This is a genomic window from Streptomyces netropsis, assembly GCF_014203545.1.
Lineage (GTDB): Bacteria > Actinomycetota > Actinomycetes > Streptomycetales > Streptomycetaceae > Streptomyces > Streptomyces netropsis.
The window spans coordinates 198,329-213,815 of the sequence record NZ_JACHJG010000001.1 but is presented as its reverse complement, the minus strand read 5'-3'; the positions used below and the strand labels follow the sequence as shown (position 1 = coordinate 213,815).

Sequence of the window (15,487 nt, the reverse complement as noted above, 5' to 3'; positions counted from 1 at the left end):
GGGACGAGGTACGCGGAGCCCTATCCTTGTCCCCGGCAAGGTCACGGCACCACCGAGCCCGGGGCTTCAGCCGTCCGCGACCGCCGCACACACCGGCCCCCGTAGCTCAGTGGATAGAGCAGGCGCCTTCTAAGCGCTTGGCCGCAGGTTCGAGTCCTGCCGGGGGCGCTCTTCCCATGCTGGTCCAGCCCTCCTTCCCGGAGGGCTTTTTCGCAGGTCAGGGGCACCTTAGCGAGGATCGCGTAGTGGCGGCGTAAGCGCCGGGAAGGCCTGTGACGGCGGTGGCCCATGAGGCAAGCACCCGACCCCCGGACCGATCGATTCGCGCACCTGGCGCCCCTCCCCTCCGGGGTGCAGACACGGACAAATGGCCATGTGGGTTGAACGAGGGTTGAATATCGGATCATCCTTGTCGCCATGACTCTCGCCTCCACCTCCGGCACCTCCGGCACCGTGCCAGACGCGCGCGACTACGCCTTCGACTGGGCGCTGGTGGACGTGGAGACCTCGGGGCTGGTGGCGCGGCAGCATCGGGTGCTGTCCGTCGCCGTGGTGACGGTCGGGCCGGACGGCGAGCAGACCGGGGAGTTCTCGACCCTGCTGAACCCCGGCTGCGACCCCGGGCCGGTGCACGTGCACGGGCTGACGGCGGATCGGCTGGCGGGCGCCCCGACGTTCGAGCAGGTGGCCGGGCGGATCGGGGCCATGCTCCAGGACCGTGTCCTGGTCGCCCACAACGCGCAGTTCGACTACGACTTCCTCGCCCACGAGTTCGCCCGGGCGCGGATGTGGCTCCCGGTCTCCCAGCGGCTGTGCACCCTGGCGCTGAACCGACGGGTGGACCCGGCGACCGACGATCTGAAGCTCGGCACGCTGGCCGCCCACTACGGCGTTCCCCAGCTCCGCGCACACGACGCGCTGGACGACACGCGCGTGCTGGCCGGGGTGCTGCGCGCCTCCTTGCGGGAGGCGGCCCGGCTCGATCTGCCGCTGCCCCTGGTGACCTGCCCGCCCCGGCAGGACGCGCAGTTCACCCCGAAGCCGCCCAAGACGCCGTGCGCCTTCCGCAACCCCGGACAGCTGCCCGCCGGGGGCTCGTTGGCCCAGGGCATGAAGGTCGCCATCACCGGGGAGACCGCCACGTCCCGCGCCGAGCTGGTCGCCCGGTCGGTCGCCGCCGGGTTGAACGTGATGTCCTCCGTCAGCCGGCACACCAGCGTCCTCGTCACCAATGACCAGGCGTCAGGATCCGCCAAGGCGCGGCGTGCCGTCGCCGAGGGCGTGCCCGTCGTCGACGAGCACACCTTCCTGCGGCTGCTGGGCGACGTACGGCCCGGAACGCCGCACGAGCAGCAGGCCGTGGCCGCTCCCCCGGCCGAACCCGCCGTGGCGACGCCGGCGGCGCCCGTTCCCGCGCCCGAACCCGCCGTGGCGCCGCCCGCGCCCGTTCCCGCCGCCAGAGAGCCTGAGCCGACGGCGGCGGATACGGGCAAGCCCCTGGCGGGGCGGCGGGTGCTCGTGTTGGGCGGCACCCACCCGGCCGCGGCGGCGGCGCGCCTGCGGATCGTCGAACTGGGCGGGGCCGCGGCGATCAACCTGTCCGCCGGCGTGACCGACGTGGTGCTGCTCGACGGGGCCGACACCGACCGCCGCATGCGGCGGATCACCGCGCTCGAGATCCCCGCCCACGGCTCCGGCTGGCTCGACGAGCCCACCGCCGAGCCCCTCGCGCGGTCCACCGCCGGGCGGCGGGTCCCACGGGTCCTGCCGAGAGGAGGCGTCATCGACCTGCCGGGCCGTTCGACGGCGTCCGCGTGGACCGTCACCGCCTCCTGGGCCCAGGGGACGACGTCCGAGATCGACCTCGTCGCGTTCCTCGTCGACGAGGACGACCAGGTCTCCCGCGACGAGAACTTCGTCTTCTTCGGAGCGCCGGAGAGCCCCGGCGGGGCCGTGCGGCTCCTCACCGACGGGCCGACGGAGCAGACCATCACCACCGACCTCGGCACGCTGCCGCCGGCCGTCCGCAAGGTGGTGGTGGCGGCCGCCATCGACGGCACCCCGACGTTCGGCGACGTGGGCGCGATCCAGGTCACCACGGGCCCCGGCGGCAGCGCCGCGCCCCTCACCCAGTCCGCCCTGGACGCGGCCACCACCGAGCGGACGATGCTCCTCGCGGAGATCTACCGCCGGGGCCCGGTCTGGCGCTTCCGTGCCGTCGGGCAGGGCTACGACCACGGTCTCGCCGCGCTCGCCCGCGGCTACGGTGTCGACGTCGAGGACTGACCGCGGGCCGCGGCGGTGTCGCGGGCCCTCGTTCCGCCGGTCGACGCCGGCCCCCGCCGGACACCGTCGGCGGCCCCATCGAGGCTCGAGCGGTCCCCCATGACCCCACCCACATGATGGGTCCCGAGGTGCCGAACGGCCCCGCGGTCCCCGCGGGGCCCGCCGAGTGAGGGGTGGGGACAGCGATGAGCAGCGATTACCTCGTCCGTGTCGAGCGGGGCCGGGCGAGCGAGGAGGAGGTCGCCGCCCTCACGGCGGTGCTGCTGGCCCGCGCCGCCGCGGCCGGGAGCGGTGGCCGGGGCCGGGGCGGCGGCCATCACGCCTCCTCGGCGCGGTGGCGGCGTCTTGAACGTACGCAGGGCTTCCGCGCCCCGCACAGCTGGCAGCGCTGACGGAGGGTCAGCTGCCTTCGTAGTTGGTCAGGACGCAGCCGTTGACCAGTGCTTCTCGAAGCGGTAGCCCTCGGGGGCGGTGAAGCCCTCCTGGCAGTTCAGGTTGAGGAACTGCGCCTGGTAGAGACCGTGCCGGGACGCCGCGTCGTTGGTCTCGACCGCGACGTTCTTCCCGACGAGCACCATGCTCCTGGTCGCCTTGAGCCGGCCGCCGTTCTCCCGGAGCTCCTTCACCTGGGCGGCCTTGGCCTTGGTCTGGAAGGTGATCATGTCGTCGACCTTGTCGAGCCAGGACAGGGCGTGGGCCCGGCGCTCACCGCCCGGGTAGCCGCACATGCCGCGTTCGCCGACGCCCCACATCTTGTGGTCGCCCTCGATGGCGGGCAGGTAGTCGATGGAGGAGATGGACACGGTCTCGGGGTCGGTGGAGAACTGCTCGCAGCCGAGTTCGTGGTGGACGAGCTTCCTCAGCTCGGCGAGGCTGCCGGCGGCTGCCAGGCCGAGGCTGTCCTCGGGCTTGCGGCCTTCCTTGGGGCGGGCGCTCTCCCCGCGTTCCCGCCCCTCCTCCTCCGGGCTTTGGTGGTTCACGCTGCCCTTGCCGTCCTCGCTGTTGACGAAGTCGCTCAGGCCGCAGTGTTCGACCAGTGCCGGCTCCTTCGTGTATCCCTTGGGGACGCCGAAGGTGGGGTTGCAGGTGAGGATGCGCAGCCCGGACCTGGCGAGGGCCATCGCGGACTCGGTCCGGCTCGGGACGACCGCGAAGTCCTTGCCGACGAAGAGACGGCTGAAGAGCCCGTAGTCGCCCTTCCCGCCGGCGATCGAGTCCATGACGTGCTTCTTGTAGGCCGCCTGGAACTCCTTCATGTCGGCGGTGCGGTAGACGAGGATCTCGCCCTTCTCGCGCCGGTCGCTGCACACGCCCCGCTCGGTCACGGACCACGCCCCGGGCTTCACCGGATCGTCGGAAGGCAGTCGCTCGTCCGCGGGCTCGGTGCTCAGCTGCTCGCACGAGGTGTGGCGCTGGATGTACTTCTGCGCCTCGCCCAGCGAACCGGCGGACGGCGGCCCGGTGTCGGGCCGGGCGGCACCGGTGCCGTTCGCCCCGGCCGGGGCCGCGTGGCCGTTGCCCTTGCCGCCGTCGCAGGCGGCGGTGGTGACGAGGGCGGTGAGGGCGGCGGTCGCGGCGAGTATCCGCTTGATTCGCATGCGTTGCTTCCGTCGAGAGAGGGAGGCGCTCCGGAGGGAAGCGCTCCATGACGTGCGCATGCTAATGCGGTCGTCGGGTGGGCGGACGCGCACATGCGTGTGGCGCCCGCCGACGAGGTCGGGGGCGCCACACGAAACGTTCCGGGGCCGGGGCGAAGGGGGCCGAAGAGAGAGCGCCCCGCCCGGAGCCGCCGGGATCGCTCCCGGCCCGCTTCCGGTCAGGCGTTGACGCAGGTGTTGCCGTTCGTCGAGTTCAGCAGCGCGAGGATGTCGATGGTGTTGCCGCAGAGGTTGATCGGCACGTGGATGGGCACCTGGATGACGTTGCCCGAGATGATGCCCGGGGACCCGGCGGCAACACCCTTGGCGCCCGAGTCGGCGACGGCGCCGCCGCTGAAGCCAGCGATAGCGGCGCCCATGGTGGCGGTCAGGACTGCTGCCTTGGCGATACGTGACATGGGGAGACACCTTTGCTTGGTCGTACGGGGAGGAGCTCCCGGCCGGTGACGGTCGGGAGCCGGATAAACGCCCAAACCTCGCAAAGGTTTCGTACAACGCGCGGACGGGTGACCGAAGCGGGACACGCCGTCCGTCGTGACGGCGGTGGACGGGGGCGCGCGCCATCTGTACAGCGCGCGCCGGGCACCGCTACAACGGGGTGCGGGCGTGGCCCCGCGGGACCACGGACGGGCACCTGACCGGCAACGGGACCGGCAACGGAGGCAGCGATGCGCAGGATCGCGATCGTCGGAGCGGGGCAGGCGGGGCTGCAACTGGCCCTGGGGCTGCGGGCCGAGGGGGCGTACGAGGTGACCGTGGTCTCGGACCGGACGCCGGAGCGGATCCGGGCCGGGCGGGTCATGTCCACGCAGCTGATGTTCGGCCCCGCGCTCGCCCTGGAGCGGGCGGCGGGCCTGAACCTGTGGGACGGCGCGGCCCCGGCCCTGGAGGGCATGTCGATGGCCTCGATCGATCCGCCAGGCGCGCGGATCCGCTCCCTGGCCGCCCCCTTCGACGAGCCCGCCCGGTCCGTCGACCAGCGGGTCAAGACGGCACGCTGGCTGGAGCTGTTCGAAGAGCGCGGCGGCCGGGTGGAGTACCGGGCGGTCACCCCGGCGGACCTCGCGGACCTGGCCTCGGCCCACGATCTGACGGTGGTCGCCTCCGGCCGCGGCGCGCTCGCCGAGACCTTCGCGCGCGACGACCGGCACAGCCCGTACGACCGGCCGCAGCGGGCCCTGGCCTGCGTCTATCTGCACGGCGTCGGGCGCGGCCCGGATCTGCCCGGCCCGCACGGACGGCTCTACTCCGCCGGGGAGGCGGGCGAGTTCTTCGTGCTGCCCGCCCTGGTCGCCGAGGGCCCGTGCCACATCCTGTTCTGGGAGGGGCACCCCGGCGGCCCGTTGGACTGCTGGCAGGACCGCCCGGACCCGGAGGCGACGCTGAAACGGTCGCTGGAGCTGCTCCGGCGGTACGCGCCCTGGGAGTACGAGCTGTGCGCGGAGGCGGAGCCGACGGACGCGGGCGCGGCGCTCTTCGGCGCCGTCACCCCGACGGTCCGCCGGCCGGTCGCCGAGGTCGCCCCGGGCCGGCACGTGCTGGGCATGGCCGACGCGGTGGTCCTCAACGACCCGATCACCGGGCAGGGCTCGAACAGCGCGGCCCGCTGCGCGGCGGGCTACCTCCGGTCGGTCGCGGACCGGGGCGAGGGGGCCTTCGACCGGGCGTGGATGAGCGGGACGTTCGCGGCGTTCTGGGAACACGCGCGGCACGTCACCGCCTTCACCAACCTCATGCTGGGCCCACGGCCCGAGCACGTACGCCGCGTACTGACGGCGGCGGCCGACCACCCGGAGATCGCCCACCGCTATGTGAACGGCTACGCGGATCCGGCCGGCTTCCAGGACTGGCTGACGGACCCCGACCGCGCCGACGCCTATCTGGCGGCGATCGGCTCCGCCACGGTCCGGCGGTAGCCTGGGGCCGTCTTGTGAAGGGGAGGCGGCGAAGGAGGAGACGGCGGACGTGGACCGGCCCGGACCGGCGGAAACGATCGAGCCGATCGACCCCGACGTCGAAGCGGAGGACCTGCGCGGCACGGTCCGCGAGCACTGGCCGGTGCTCTGCGCGGTGTCGGCCGGGGGCGGCCTGGGGGCCGCCGCCCGCTACGGCGCGGGACTCCTGTGGCCGACCGCCGGCGGCGCCTTCCCGTGGACGACGTTCCTGATCAACCTCGTCGGCTGCGCGCTGATCGGCGTCGTCCTGACCGTGGTGACCCACCTCGCCTCGCCCCACCCGCTGCTGCGGCCGTTCCTCGCCACGGGGATCCTGGGCGGCTTCACCACGTTCTCCACGTACGCGGTGGACATCCGGCAGTTGCTGGCGGACGACCGCACGGCGACCGCCCTGGCCTACCTGGCCGCCACCCCGGTCGCCGCGCTGGCGGCGGTCTGGGCGACGGCCTCGGCGACCCGCCGCCTGCTCCACCGGCAGGCGATGTCGTGACGTGGCTGTTCGTCATCACCGGCGCGATGGTCGGCGCCCCCTTGCGCTACCTCACCGACCGCGCCGTCCAGTCCCGCCACGCCTCGGCCTTCCCCTGGGGCACGTTCACGGTCAACGTCACCGGCTCCCTCGTCCTCGGCCTCCTCACCGGCGCGACGGCCGACGTCCACCTGGCCCTGGGCACGGGCCTGTGCGGGGCGCTCACGACGTACTCGACGTTCTCCTACGAGACCCTGCGGCTGGCGGAGGAGGGAAAGCGCGCGTACGCGGCGGCGAACGTCGTCGCGAGCGTGGCCTGCGGCCTGGGCGCGGCCTGCGCGGGGGCGGCGCTGGTGGGGTGAAGGCAGGGACCTTCGCCAGCCGGAGCGCGCTGCCCGCCTGCCCGAGCTGGAACGAGCCATCGACAAGGGCGAGGCGGGCAGAGAAGCCGTCACCGAGATCAGGCTCATCCTGGAGGCGGCAGAAGCCGAGGCGGGGCTGTGACCGACTGGACGTGGGACTACGACCCGAGTGCGCCGCGCTCCACCCCCAAGTGCTCCAGCAGCACCCGCCGCAGCTCGCGCGCCGCGCGCGGCGGTGTCGCGTCCTTGCGGTGGGCGATCGCGATGGTGCGGCGCATGCGGGGGTCGTCGAAGGGCGTGACGCGCAGGCCGGAGCGGGCCGCGACCATGCCGGGGACCACGGCGAGACCGAGGCCCGCGCGGACGAAGCCGAGGACCGCGTCCATTTCGCCGCCCTCGACGCTGAAGGACGGCTCGAAACCCGCGGCGCGACAGGCGGCGGTGGTGATCTCGCGCAGGTCGTAGCCGCGGCGGAACATCACGATCGGCAGCCCCCGCAGGTCCGCGACCCGCAGCGCCCGGCGTCGGGTCGGGGCGGGTGAGGCGGGGTCGGAGACGGCGACCAGGTCCTCGTGGAGGAGTTCCGTGGTCGCGAGGGCCGGGGCGCCGACGGCCAGCGGGGTGATGATCAGGGCCAGGTCGAGGCCGCCGGAGGCGAGGGTGCGGACGAGGTCCTGCGAGCCGCCCTCCTCGATGAGGAGCTCGATGCCCGGGTAGCGGGCGTGGTACGTCCGCAGCACGTCCGGCACCAGGCTCGCGCACAGGCTCGGTGGTGCGCCGAGGCGCACCCGGCCCCGGCGCAGCTGGGCGACCTCCTGGACCTCGCGGTGCGCGGTCTCGGTGTCGGCGAGGATCCGCCGGGCGAGCGGCAGCAGCGCCTCCCCCGCGTCGGTCAGGGTGATGTTCCCCCGGGCCCGGTGGAAGAGCTCGGCGCCCAGCTCCCGTTCCAGGGCCCGGATCTGCTGGGAGAGCGACGGCTGGGCGACGTGCAGCACCTCCGCGGCCCGGGTGAAGTGCCGGACTTCGGCGACCGTGGCGAAGTAGCGGAGCTGTTGGAGTTGCACCCGTCCAGCATAGATAGCCATTGCCTATGGAAACCAGCTCCATCATGTCTTGGACGGATCGAGCGCGGCTGCCTAGCGTCGGACCCATGGCACTGGCGACCCGGACGGAACGGCCTCCGTCCCTCATCGGCACCGTGTGGCACTCGACCGTCGGCAAGAAGGCGGTCATGGCCGTCACCGGCTTGATCATGCTGGCGTACCTGGTCGCCCACATGATGGGCAATCTGAAGGTGTTCTTCGGGGCCGGGGAGTTCAACCACTACGGGCACTGGATCCGCACCGTCGGCGAGCCCTTCCTGCACCGGGAGTGGTTCCTGTGGGCGGCGCGGGTGGCGCTCAGCGCCTCCGTCGTACTGCACGGCGTGGCCGCGTTCCAGCTGAGCCGGCTTGACCGGGCAGCCCGACCGGAGAAGTACCGGCGCAAGCGGCACCGTGCGAGCTACGCGACCCGCACGATGCGCTGGGGCGGGGTGATCCTCGCCCTGTTCATCGTCTGGCACATCCTCGACCTCACCACCCTCACCGTGAACCCCAACGCCCAGCAGGGCCGCCCGTACGAGAACCTCGTCGCGTCCTTCGACCGTCCCGCCGTCACGGCCTTCTACATCGTCGCGATGCTCGCCCTCGGCCTGCACATCCGGCACGGCTTCTGGAGTGCCGCGCAGACCCTCGGCGCCAACTCCGCGCGCCGCGACCGCGCGCTGAAGTTCGTGGCCAACGCCCTGGCGGCCCTGCTGACCTGTGGCTTCCTCGCCCCGCCCCTCGGTGTCCTGACAGGAGTCGTGAGCTGACCATGACCGAGTACGCGCACTACGGCGTCGGCGCACCCGTCATCGACGCCAAGGCTCCCGACGGGCCGATAGCCGAGCGCTGGGACCGCCGCCGCTTCGACGCCAAGCTCGTCAACCCCGCCAACCGCCGCAAACACACCGTGATCGTCGTCGGCACGGGGCTCGCGGGCGGGGCGGCGGGCGCCACGCTGGCCGAACAGGGCTACCACGTCGTGCAGTTCTGCTACCAGGACTCACCGCGCCGTGCCCACTCCATCGCCGCCCAGGGCGGCATCAACGCCGCGAAGAACTACCGCAACGACGGCGACTCGATCCACCGTCTCTTCTACGACACCGTCAAGGGCGGCGACTTCCGAGCCCGCGAGTCCAATGTGCACCGCCTCGCCCAGGTCTCCGTCGAGATCATCGACCAGTGCGTGGCGCAGGGCGTGCCCTTCGCCCGCGAGTACGGCGGTCTGCTGGACACCCGCTCCTTCGGCGGCGTCCAGGTCTCCCGCACCTTCTACGCCCGCGGCCAGACCGGGCAGCAGCTGCTCCTCGGCGCCTACCAGGCGCTCACCCGGCAGATCGCGGCGGGCAGCGTCGAGATGCACCCCCGCACCGAGATGCTCGACCTGATCGTCATCGACGGCCGGGCGCGCGGCATCGTCGCCCGCGATCTGGTCACGGGCGAGGTCTCCAGCTACTTCGCGGACGCGGTGGTGCTGGCCTCCGGCGGTTACGGCAACGTCTTCTACCTCTCCACCAACGCCAAGAACTCCAACGCCACGGCCGCCTGGCGCGCCCACCGGCGCGGCGCGTACTTCGCGAACCCCTGCTTCACCCAGATCCACCCCACCTGCATCCCGCGCTCCGGCGACCACCAGTCCAAGCTCACGCTGATGAGCGAGTCGCTGCGCAACGACGGCCGCATCTGGGTGCCGAAGGCCAAGGGCGACACCCGGCCCGCCGCGCGGATCCCCGAGGACGAGCGCGACTACTACCTGGAGCGGATCTACCCCGCCTTCGGCAACCTCGTCCCGCGCGACATCGCCTCCCGCGCCGCGAAGAACGTCTGCGACGAGGGCCGCGGAGTCGGGCCCGGCGGGCAAGGGGTCTATCTCGACTTCGCCGACGCGATCGCCCGGATGGGCCGCAAGGCCGTCGAGGAGAAGTACGGCAACCTCTTCGAGATGTACGAGCGGATCACCGCCGAGAACCCGTACGAGGTGCCGATGCGCATCTACCCGGCGATCCACTACACGATGGGCGGCCTCTGGGTCGACTACGACCTCCAGACCACCGTCCCCGGCCTCTTCGCGATCGGCGAGGCCAACTTCTCCGACCACGGCGCCAACCGGCTCGGCGCCTCGGCCCTCATGCAGGGCCTGGCCGACGGCTACTTCGTCCTCCCCGCCACCATCAACGACTACCTCGCCCGCCACCCGCACGAGCCGGTCGACCCGGGGCACCCGGCGGTCACGGAAGCCGTCACCGACGTCACCACCCGGCTGCGGCGCCTGCTGGACAACGACGGCGACCGCACCCCCGACTCGTTCCACCGCGAGCTGGGCGAGCTGCTGTGGGACGAGTGCGGCATGGCCCGCACCGACAGCGGACTGCGCAAGGCGCTGGGCCGCATCCCGTCGCTGCGGGAGGAGTTCTGGCGGCGTATCAAGGTCCCGGGCACGGGCGAGCAGCTCAACCAGTCGCTGGAGAAGGCGAACCGGATCGTCGACTACCTGGAGCTCGCCGAGCTGATGTGCCTGGACGCCCTGCACCGCACGGAGTCCTGCGGCGGCCACTTCCGCGAGGAGAGTGCGACGCCGGAGGGCGAGGCGGCGCGCAAGGACGAGGAGTTCTCCTACGCGGCGGCGTGGGAGTTCACGGGCACGGGCACCGCGCCCGTGCTCCACAAGGAAGACCTGCACTTCGAATACGTCCACCCCACCCAGCGGAGCTACGCGTGAACCTCACCCTGCGCATCTGGCGCCAGACCGGACCCGACTCCGCCGGTGCCATGACCACGTACGAGGTCACGGGCATCTCCCCGGACATGTCGTTCCTGGAGATGCTCGACCACCTCAACGAGGAGCTGATCCTCGCCGGTGACGAGCCCGTCGCCTTCGACCACGACTGCCGCGAGGGCATCTGCGGCGCCTGCGGCATGGTGATCAACGGCCAGGCCCACGGCCCCGAGCGGACCACCACCTGCCAGCTCCACATGCGGCACTTCGAGGACGGCGACACGGTCGACGTCGAACCGTGGCGCGCGTCGGCCTTCCCGGTCGTGAAAGACCTGGTTGTCGACCGTTCAGCCTTCGACCGCATCATCGGCGCCGGCGGCTACGTGTCGGTCCCCACCGGCGCCGCGCCGGACGCCCACGCCACGCCCGTCCCCAAGCCCGTCGCGGACCTCGCCTTCGAGCACGCCGAGTGCATCGGCTGCGGCGCGTGCGTCGCGGCCTGCCCGAACGGCTCGGCGATGCTCTTCACGTCGGCGAAGGTGGTGCACCTGAACGTGCTGCCGCAGGGCGCCCCGGAGCGGGAGTCGCGCGTCCTGGACATGGTCGGCGCGATGGACGACCAGAGCTTCGGCGGCTGCACGAACACCGGCGAATGCGCGACGGCCTGCCCGAAGGGGATCCCGCTGTCGTCGATCGCGACGATGAACCGGGAGTATCTGCGGGCGACGCTGAAGGGCGGTGCGCGCCGGTAACTCCCCCGGAGGCCGGAAGGTGACCGTGCCGGTGCCACGCACGGTGGCCCGCTCCCGCGGGACCGGGGCGACGTCCCGCCACAGCGTCCCGTACCCCTCGAACCGCCGCACCCCGCAGCGCCTGCACTCCCGGGCTGCCGCCCGGTCGGAGAATACGTGCGCGCAGGGCCGCGCGGCCGCCATCAGTGCACCGCCCGGTGGTGACGGCCCATGGCCGCGATCCATCCACGAGCGGCGACGCGGTCGCCCGCGCGCGACACGAGCACGTAGGCCGCCTTGATCAGTCGGCACTCGGGGCAGGGCGCGGGTCGGGGCTGCGGGCTGCGGGGCATGGCCGTTTCGGGCATGGGAGTACCTGTGCCTCACGTGTGGGGGGGGGTAATGACCGTGTGTGCCCCCAGCGTTGCGCTCCGCGAGTACGCTCCGGAAGAGATTCATTTCCCAACCCCAACCTTGGGAAAATGAGGGGGTACGCGCATGGCGCGACGATCACGCGAACTGACACCGGACCGGTCCGCCCGCCACCTGTTCGGGTCCGAGGTCCGCCGACACCGCGAACTCGCGGGCATGAGCTTGGAGAGACTGGCGGAGGTCGTCCGCTACAGCCGGAGCCATCTGTCCCGCATCGAGGTCGCGGAGCACATGCCGCCGCCGGATCTGGCCGGTCGGCTGGACGCGGCGTTCGGCACGGACGGGCACTTCGAGCGGCTGTACGCGCTGGCACGGCACGAGGTCCATCCGGACCAATATCGGCGCCGGATGCAGCTGGAAGCACAGGCCCGGATCATCCGGGAGTACTCGGGGTGTTTCGTACCAGGCCTCGTGCAGACGGAGGACTACGCTCGCGCGATCTTCCGCTCAGGCGGACGCAAACTGACCGTGAGCCGGATCGAAGAGCTAGTCGCGGCCCGAATGGGCCGTCAAGCGTTGCTACGGGCCGACTCGCCACCAGATCTGTCGATCATCATCGACGAAGCCGTGTTACGGCGCCCTATCGGTGAAACCGATGCTTGGCGCGGACAGTTGGCCGAGCTGGCCGCCATTGTGGACACCCCGACGTGCATCGTGCAGGTTCTGCCATTCGAACACGGGGAACATGGACTGTTGGGCGGTTCACTGTCCCTCCTCACCATGGACGACGGCACCACAGTCGCCTATGAGGAGAGCATCACGACGGGCCAGTTGCTGGAAGATCCGGAGATTGTTGGCACCTGCCAACGGACCTACGATCTGATCACTGCATACGCCCTGCCACCAAGCGACACGGCGGCGCTTATCTACACCGCCATGGAGGAGCTTCCCTCATGAGTGCCACTGCAGACCTCTCCGGCATGGAGTGGGTCAAGTCCAGCTACAGCAACAACAACGGCGGGAACTGCCTGGAGTGGGCCCCCGCCCACATACCCTCCGGCACCGTCCCCATACGCGACAGCAAGGACCCCCACGGCCCCGCCCTGCTCTTCCCCGCCAGATCGTGGCGAGCGTTCATCGCCGCCGTGAACGAGGGCCGGATGTCGCACTGAGCGGCGACAGCCGCTCACCGCACCGTGCGGGGAATCTCCGGATGGTGGGGCATCTCGGGCGGACGAGGCGGGTCGGGGAAGTCGAGGTCGAGGTCGGCGGAGGAAGTGTCCCTGTCGGGACGCGGCTTCACCGTCTCATCGACCTCGAACGCACCCATGACCGCAAGGGCCACCGCAACCACGACGGCGGCGAACAAGATGGCGGCTCCGACTTCCCAGAACGCCCTTGGGGCCTTGCGCATAACACCCGCTCCTCAGTTTGCGTCCATCCGGCTCGGGAGACGCTTCCGAGGATAGGTTCAGGAGGCGGGGAGCATGGTCTTCTTGGCCAGCTCGAAGGCCGGGAGCATGTCCTTGTACTCGCCGCCGTCGAACGCGGTGAGGTGCAGGACCACCGTGCCCTTCGGGGTCGTCACCGCGAGGGCCCGTTGCGGGGACGGCTCGTCCAGCAGCGGGCTCGACTCCTTGTACGTGACCTCCGCGGCGGGCAGGTCGCCGACCTTGGTCTCGCTGAATTCCTGCTCGCTGACGCGCTTCTCCTCGGCCATGAACGCGTCCAGGACCTGGCGCGGCGACTTGTCGGTGCGCCCCGCTGTCCAGACCCGCATGTTGCCGAGCAGGCCCGCCGGCTTCGCGTCGACCACGCAGGAGGCCGTGACCGACGTACGGCCGTTCAGCTTGGCCAGCATCTTGGCGTCCTCGGCGGACGACGCCGCGGGCTTCCACCCCTTCGCCACCTCGAACGAGACCGGAAGCTCACAGGCCGTACCGGCGACGCCGATCCTGGCGTCGTCCTTCTTCCCGGCGGCCTTTCCGGTGTCCTTCTTGCCGGTGTCCTTCTTCTCGGTGTCCTTCGTCGCGCCGGCCGAGGCCTTCGCGGTGTCGCCGCTCTCTCCGTCAGCGGACGAGCAGCCGGTGAGCATGCCGACCGAGAGCACCGCGGTCGCCGCAGCCCACGTGATTTTGCGCATCAGATCTTTCCCCGTCATTCGAACTAACCGCGCAAATCTAGCTCTACAAGGACGGCGCACCCAAACGTCTTTTCGCGCGCCCCTTTGCGCGATCGAGGTCGCGGGCTAGGTGCGCGCGGCGCAGACCGTTCTCCCGCAGATTGCGGCGGTCCTCGGCGGTGTCGTACATGAGCTGGGTGTGGAAGTAGTTCACGTGCTCCAGCACCGCGAACAGCGCGAAGCCGAGGCCCGGCCAGCTTCCGGCCCCCGGGTCGTCGACGGCCGCCCACACGGTGAACAGCACCCCCGCCGCCAGTATTGGCACGTTGATCACACGGAGGGCCGCGAAGGCCCCGGCGCCCGGGAGGGACGCCCCCGGGGCCTCGAGCCGGCGGAGCTTGGCCAGCCAGTACGCGGCGCCTTCCACGAGGAGGAGCGCGAACAGCGCGAAGCCCACGGCGTTCGCCGCCGTCACCGGGAAGCCGATCACCCCGAACCAGAGGCCGGCCTGCAGGGGGATGTTGAACAGCTCGAGGTAGGCCAGCGACCGCAGTCGCCGCCGGACCCCGGCGCGGGAACGGTTGTTCATCCGACGATCATGTCAGCAGCCCGCAGCCGCACCTCGCCGAGGCGGCCCCGGGCCGGGAAAACCTCGTCGACACCGCGCCGCTCCCCCGGGCAGGATCGTTCCATGGTGAACCCGAACTCACTCAGCAAGCGTGCCGAGGAGGCCGTAGGCCTCGCGACCAGGGCCGGGCGGCGGCTCGGACTGCGGGCGGACGAGCCGCGCGTGCTGCACGACGTCTTCAACGTGCTGGTCCATCTCGCGCCGGACCCGGTCGTGGTGCGGGTCCCCACACTGGCGCTCGCGTCCGTCGAGGAACAGACCGCCAAGCAGCGGCACGAACTCGCCGTGGCGGGGTGGCTGGCCGACAGCGGGGCCCCGGTCGTGCGGCCCAGTCCGCTGGTGCCGCGCGAACCGGTCGAGTTCGAGGGCAGGTCGCTGACCTTCTGGGAGTTCGTCAGCGAGGCGGACGGCCTCGCCGACATGGCCGACGCCGACCCCAAGGCGCTGGAGGACCGCTTCGTCGAGCAGACCGGCTGGGCCGCACAATTGCACGGCCTGCTGGCCGGGTATCCCGGCGAGCTGCCGACGCTGTCGCCCCTGGTGCCCGCGCTGAAGCCGGCGCTCGCGGAGCTCAAGAAGCACCCGCAGTCACTCACGACGGCGGAGCTGGACCGGGTCGAGCGGGAGTACGCGGTGCTCGAAGCGCTCGTCGGCGATCTGCCCGCGTACTTCCCCGACGCCCGCATGCAGACGCTGCACGGCGACTCGCCGTCCTACAACGTCCTGCGGACGGCCGACGGCTATGTGTTCAACGACTTCGAGGACGTCACGCGGGGGCCCGTGGAGTGGGACCTGACGCTCGTCGGCCCGCGCGGGATCGAGGTGTACGAGCGCGCGAGCGGCACCCGGGTGGACCGGGCCCTCCTGGACGTCATGGAGGGCGCGCGGATGCTCCAGGTGGTGGGCGCCCTGGCGCTCGTACCGCGGATGCCGGAGATCGGCCCGATGCTGGAGCCCGTCGTCGACCAGTGGCGCGCCCGGAGCCCGCTGGCCCTGCCCGGCCTCGCCTGACGCGCTGCGGCCGGGGGCGCGAGGAAGGGCCTGTGCGACCCCGTGAATCCCTGTCAGGTCAGGGAAGCAGGCATGGAAACGAGCACGGAAAC

Annotated in this window: 18 protein-coding genes and 1 tRNA gene; 12 read left to right on the top strand and 7 right to left on the bottom strand. The window is 71.6% G+C overall.

Going from position 1 to position 15,487, the window contains the following annotated elements:
* Positions 1 to 95 precede the first annotated feature (95 nt).
* The 3 genes from FHS38_RS01025 to FHS38_RS01015 all read left to right on the top strand — a co-directional run bounded on the left by FHS38_RS01025 (position 96) and on the right by FHS38_RS01015 (position 2,678).
* Positions 96 to 168: transfer RNA gene (locus tag FHS38_RS01025), tRNA-Arg, on the top strand.
* A gap of 249 nt (positions 169 to 417) precedes the next feature.
* The gene (locus tag FHS38_RS01020) at positions 418 to 2,286 is read left to right on the top strand and encodes a TerD family protein (RefSeq protein ID WP_184729692.1); all 1,869 of its coding nucleotides are present in this window, start codon (positions 418 to 420) and stop codon (positions 2,284 to 2,286) included.
* Between the two features lie 185 nt (positions 2,287 to 2,471).
* Positions 2,472 to 2,678, top strand: coding sequence for an acyl-CoA carboxylase epsilon subunit (locus FHS38_RS01015; protein WP_184729690.1), 207 nt, complete (start codon positions 2,472 to 2,474; stop codon positions 2,676 to 2,678).
* Positions 2,679 to 2,705: 27 nt separating this feature from the next.
* On the opposite strand, the gene FHS38_RS01010 is transcribed toward FHS38_RS01015, so the two are convergent.
* Both FHS38_RS01010 and FHS38_RS01005 read right to left on the bottom strand, forming a co-directional pair.
* Positions 2,706 to 3,884, bottom strand: coding sequence for a hypothetical protein (locus FHS38_RS01010; RefSeq protein ID WP_184729689.1), 1,179 nt, complete (start codon positions 3,882 to 3,884; stop codon positions 2,706 to 2,708).
* A gap of 218 nt (positions 3,885 to 4,102) precedes the next feature.
* A complete protein-coding gene (locus FHS38_RS01005; protein ID WP_184729687.1) occupies positions 4,103 to 4,342 on the bottom strand; it encodes a chaplin in 240 nt (79 codons plus the stop codon).
* Between the two features lie 270 nt (positions 4,343 to 4,612).
* On the opposite strand from FHS38_RS01005, the gene FHS38_RS01000 reads away from it, so the two are divergent.
* From FHS38_RS01000 to crcB (FHS38_RS00990), 3 genes are read left to right on the top strand one after another with little or no spacing between them, the layout of a single operon-like run.
* On the top strand, positions 4,613 to 5,860 hold the full coding sequence (locus FHS38_RS01000) for a styrene monooxygenase/indole monooxygenase family protein (protein WP_184729685.1): 1,248 nt from the start codon (positions 4,613 to 4,615) through the stop codon (positions 5,858 to 5,860).
* Positions 5,861 to 5,909: 49 nt separating this feature from the next.
* Positions 5,910 to 6,389, top strand: coding sequence for a fluoride efflux transporter CrcB (crcB, locus tag FHS38_RS00995; RefSeq protein ID WP_373301758.1), 480 nt, complete (start codon positions 5,910 to 5,912; stop codon positions 6,387 to 6,389).
* Positions 6,386 to 6,730, top strand: coding sequence for a fluoride efflux transporter CrcB (gene crcB / locus FHS38_RS00990; RefSeq protein ID WP_184729683.1), 345 nt, complete (start codon positions 6,386 to 6,388; stop codon positions 6,728 to 6,730). Before crcB (FHS38_RS00995) ends, crcB (FHS38_RS00990) begins: the two co-directional genes overlap by 4 nt.
* Positions 6,731 to 6,888: 158 nt before the next feature.
* On the opposite strand, the gene FHS38_RS00985 is transcribed toward crcB (FHS38_RS00990), so the two are convergent.
* The gene (locus tag FHS38_RS00985) at positions 6,889 to 7,794 is read right to left on the bottom strand and encodes a LysR family transcriptional regulator (RefSeq protein WP_184729681.1); all 906 of its coding nucleotides are present in this window, start codon (positions 7,792 to 7,794) and stop codon (positions 6,889 to 6,891) included.
* A gap of 86 nt (positions 7,795 to 7,880) precedes the next feature.
* Here FHS38_RS00985 and FHS38_RS00980 point away from each other — a divergent pair, with 86 nt between their 5' ends.
* From FHS38_RS00980 to FHS38_RS00970, 3 genes are read left to right on the top strand one after another with little or no spacing between them, the layout of a single operon-like run.
* Entirely contained in the window at positions 7,881 to 8,585 is a 705-nt protein-coding gene (locus FHS38_RS00980; protein WP_184729679.1) for a succinate dehydrogenase cytochrome b subunit, read from the top strand.
* 2 nt (positions 8,586 to 8,587) lie between these two features.
* Positions 8,588 to 10,534 (top strand): fumarate reductase/succinate dehydrogenase flavoprotein subunit, encoded by a 1,947-nt coding sequence (locus FHS38_RS00975; protein ID WP_184729677.1) that lies wholly within the window; start codon positions 8,588 to 8,590, stop codon positions 10,532 to 10,534.
* Positions 10,531 to 11,283, top strand: coding sequence for a succinate dehydrogenase/fumarate reductase iron-sulfur subunit (locus tag FHS38_RS00970; RefSeq protein WP_184729675.1), 753 nt, complete (start codon positions 10,531 to 10,533; stop codon positions 11,281 to 11,283). Before FHS38_RS00975 ends, FHS38_RS00970 begins: the two co-directional genes overlap by 4 nt.
* Before the next feature lie 182 nt (positions 11,284 to 11,465).
* Here the strand turns inward: FHS38_RS00970 and FHS38_RS00965 are convergent, their stop codons facing one another.
* Positions 11,466 to 11,630, bottom strand: coding sequence for a hypothetical protein (locus FHS38_RS00965; protein WP_184729673.1), 165 nt, complete (start codon positions 11,628 to 11,630; stop codon positions 11,466 to 11,468).
* A 130-nt stretch (positions 11,631 to 11,760) separates the two neighbouring features.
* Here FHS38_RS00965 and FHS38_RS00960 point away from each other — a divergent pair, with 130 nt between their 5' ends.
* The gene (locus FHS38_RS00960) at positions 11,761 to 12,591 is read left to right on the top strand and encodes a helix-turn-helix domain-containing protein (protein ID WP_184729672.1); all 831 of its coding nucleotides are present in this window, start codon (positions 11,761 to 11,763) and stop codon (positions 12,589 to 12,591) included.
* On the top strand, positions 12,588 to 12,806 hold the full coding sequence (locus FHS38_RS00955) for a DUF397 domain-containing protein (protein ID WP_184729670.1): 219 nt from the start codon (positions 12,588 to 12,590) through the stop codon (positions 12,804 to 12,806). Before FHS38_RS00960 ends, FHS38_RS00955 begins: the two co-directional genes overlap by 4 nt.
* 14 nt (positions 12,807 to 12,820) lie before the next feature.
* Here FHS38_RS00955 and FHS38_RS00950 read toward each other — a convergent pair whose 3' ends face one another.
* From FHS38_RS00950 to FHS38_RS00940, 3 genes are read right to left on the bottom strand one after another with little or no spacing between them, the layout of a single operon-like run.
* Positions 12,821 to 13,048 (bottom strand): hypothetical protein, encoded by a 228-nt coding sequence (locus FHS38_RS00950; protein WP_184729668.1) that lies wholly within the window; start codon positions 13,046 to 13,048, stop codon positions 12,821 to 12,823.
* 57 nt (positions 13,049 to 13,105) lie between these two features.
* Complete coding sequence (locus FHS38_RS00945) at positions 13,106 to 13,777, bottom strand: lipoprotein (RefSeq protein WP_184729666.1); 672 nt, start codon at positions 13,775 to 13,777, stop codon at positions 13,106 to 13,108.
* 43 nt (positions 13,778 to 13,820) lie between these two features.
* Entirely contained in the window at positions 13,821 to 14,345 is a 525-nt protein-coding gene (locus FHS38_RS00940; RefSeq protein ID WP_229821901.1) for a hypothetical protein, read from the bottom strand.
* 102 nt (positions 14,346 to 14,447) lie between these two features.
* On the opposite strand from FHS38_RS00940, the gene FHS38_RS00935 reads away from it, so the two are divergent.
* Positions 14,448 to 15,395: an aminoglycoside phosphotransferase family protein gene (locus FHS38_RS00935; protein ID WP_184729663.1), complete on the top strand. Its 948-nt coding sequence runs from the start codon at positions 14,448 to 14,450 to the stop codon at positions 15,393 to 15,395.
* Positions 15,396 to 15,487 lie beyond the last annotated feature (92 nt).

Excerpts from the sequence above, each read along its gene's own strand:
- FHS38_RS01020 (WP_184729692.1), top strand. The coding sequence starts at position 418 with ATGACTCTCGCCTCCACCTCCGGCACCTCCGGCACCGTGCCAGACGCG.
- FHS38_RS01015 (WP_184729690.1), top strand. The coding sequence starts at position 2,472 with ATGAGCAGCGATTACCTCGTCCGTGTCGAGCGGGGCCGGGCGAGCGAG.
- FHS38_RS01010 (WP_184729689.1), bottom strand. The coding sequence starts at position 3,884 with ATGCGAATCAAGCGGATACTCGCCGCGACCGCCGCCCTCACCGCCCTC.
- FHS38_RS01005 (WP_184729687.1), bottom strand. The coding sequence starts at position 4,342 with ATGTCACGTATCGCCAAGGCAGCAGTCCTGACCGCCACCATGGGCGCC.
- FHS38_RS01000 (WP_184729685.1), top strand. The coding sequence starts at position 4,613 with ATGCGCAGGATCGCGATCGTCGGAGCGGGGCAGGCGGGGCTGCAACTG.
- FHS38_RS00980 (WP_184729679.1), top strand. The coding sequence starts at position 7,881 with ATGGCACTGGCGACCCGGACGGAACGGCCTCCGTCCCTCATCGGCACC.
- FHS38_RS00975 (WP_184729677.1), top strand. The coding sequence starts at position 8,588 with ATGACCGAGTACGCGCACTACGGCGTCGGCGCACCCGTCATCGACGCC.
- FHS38_RS00965 (WP_184729673.1), bottom strand. The coding sequence starts at position 11,630 with ATGCCCGAAACGGCCATGCCCCGCAGCCCGCAGCCCCGACCCGCGCCC.
- FHS38_RS00960 (WP_184729672.1), top strand. The coding sequence starts at position 11,761 with ATGGCGCGACGATCACGCGAACTGACACCGGACCGGTCCGCCCGCCAC.
- FHS38_RS00955 (WP_184729670.1), top strand. The coding sequence starts at position 12,588 with ATGAGTGCCACTGCAGACCTCTCCGGCATGGAGTGGGTCAAGTCCAGC.
- FHS38_RS00950 (WP_184729668.1), bottom strand. The coding sequence starts at position 13,048 with ATGCGCAAGGCCCCAAGGGCGTTCTGGGAAGTCGGAGCCGCCATCTTG.
- FHS38_RS00945 (WP_184729666.1), bottom strand. The coding sequence starts at position 13,777 with ATGCGCAAAATCACGTGGGCTGCGGCGACCGCGGTGCTCTCGGTCGGC.
- FHS38_RS00940 (WP_229821901.1), bottom strand. The coding sequence starts at position 14,345 with ATGAACAACCGTTCCCGCGCCGGGGTCCGGCGGCGACTGCGGTCGCTG.
- FHS38_RS00935 (WP_184729663.1), top strand. The coding sequence starts at position 14,448 with ATGGTGAACCCGAACTCACTCAGCAAGCGTGCCGAGGAGGCCGTAGGC.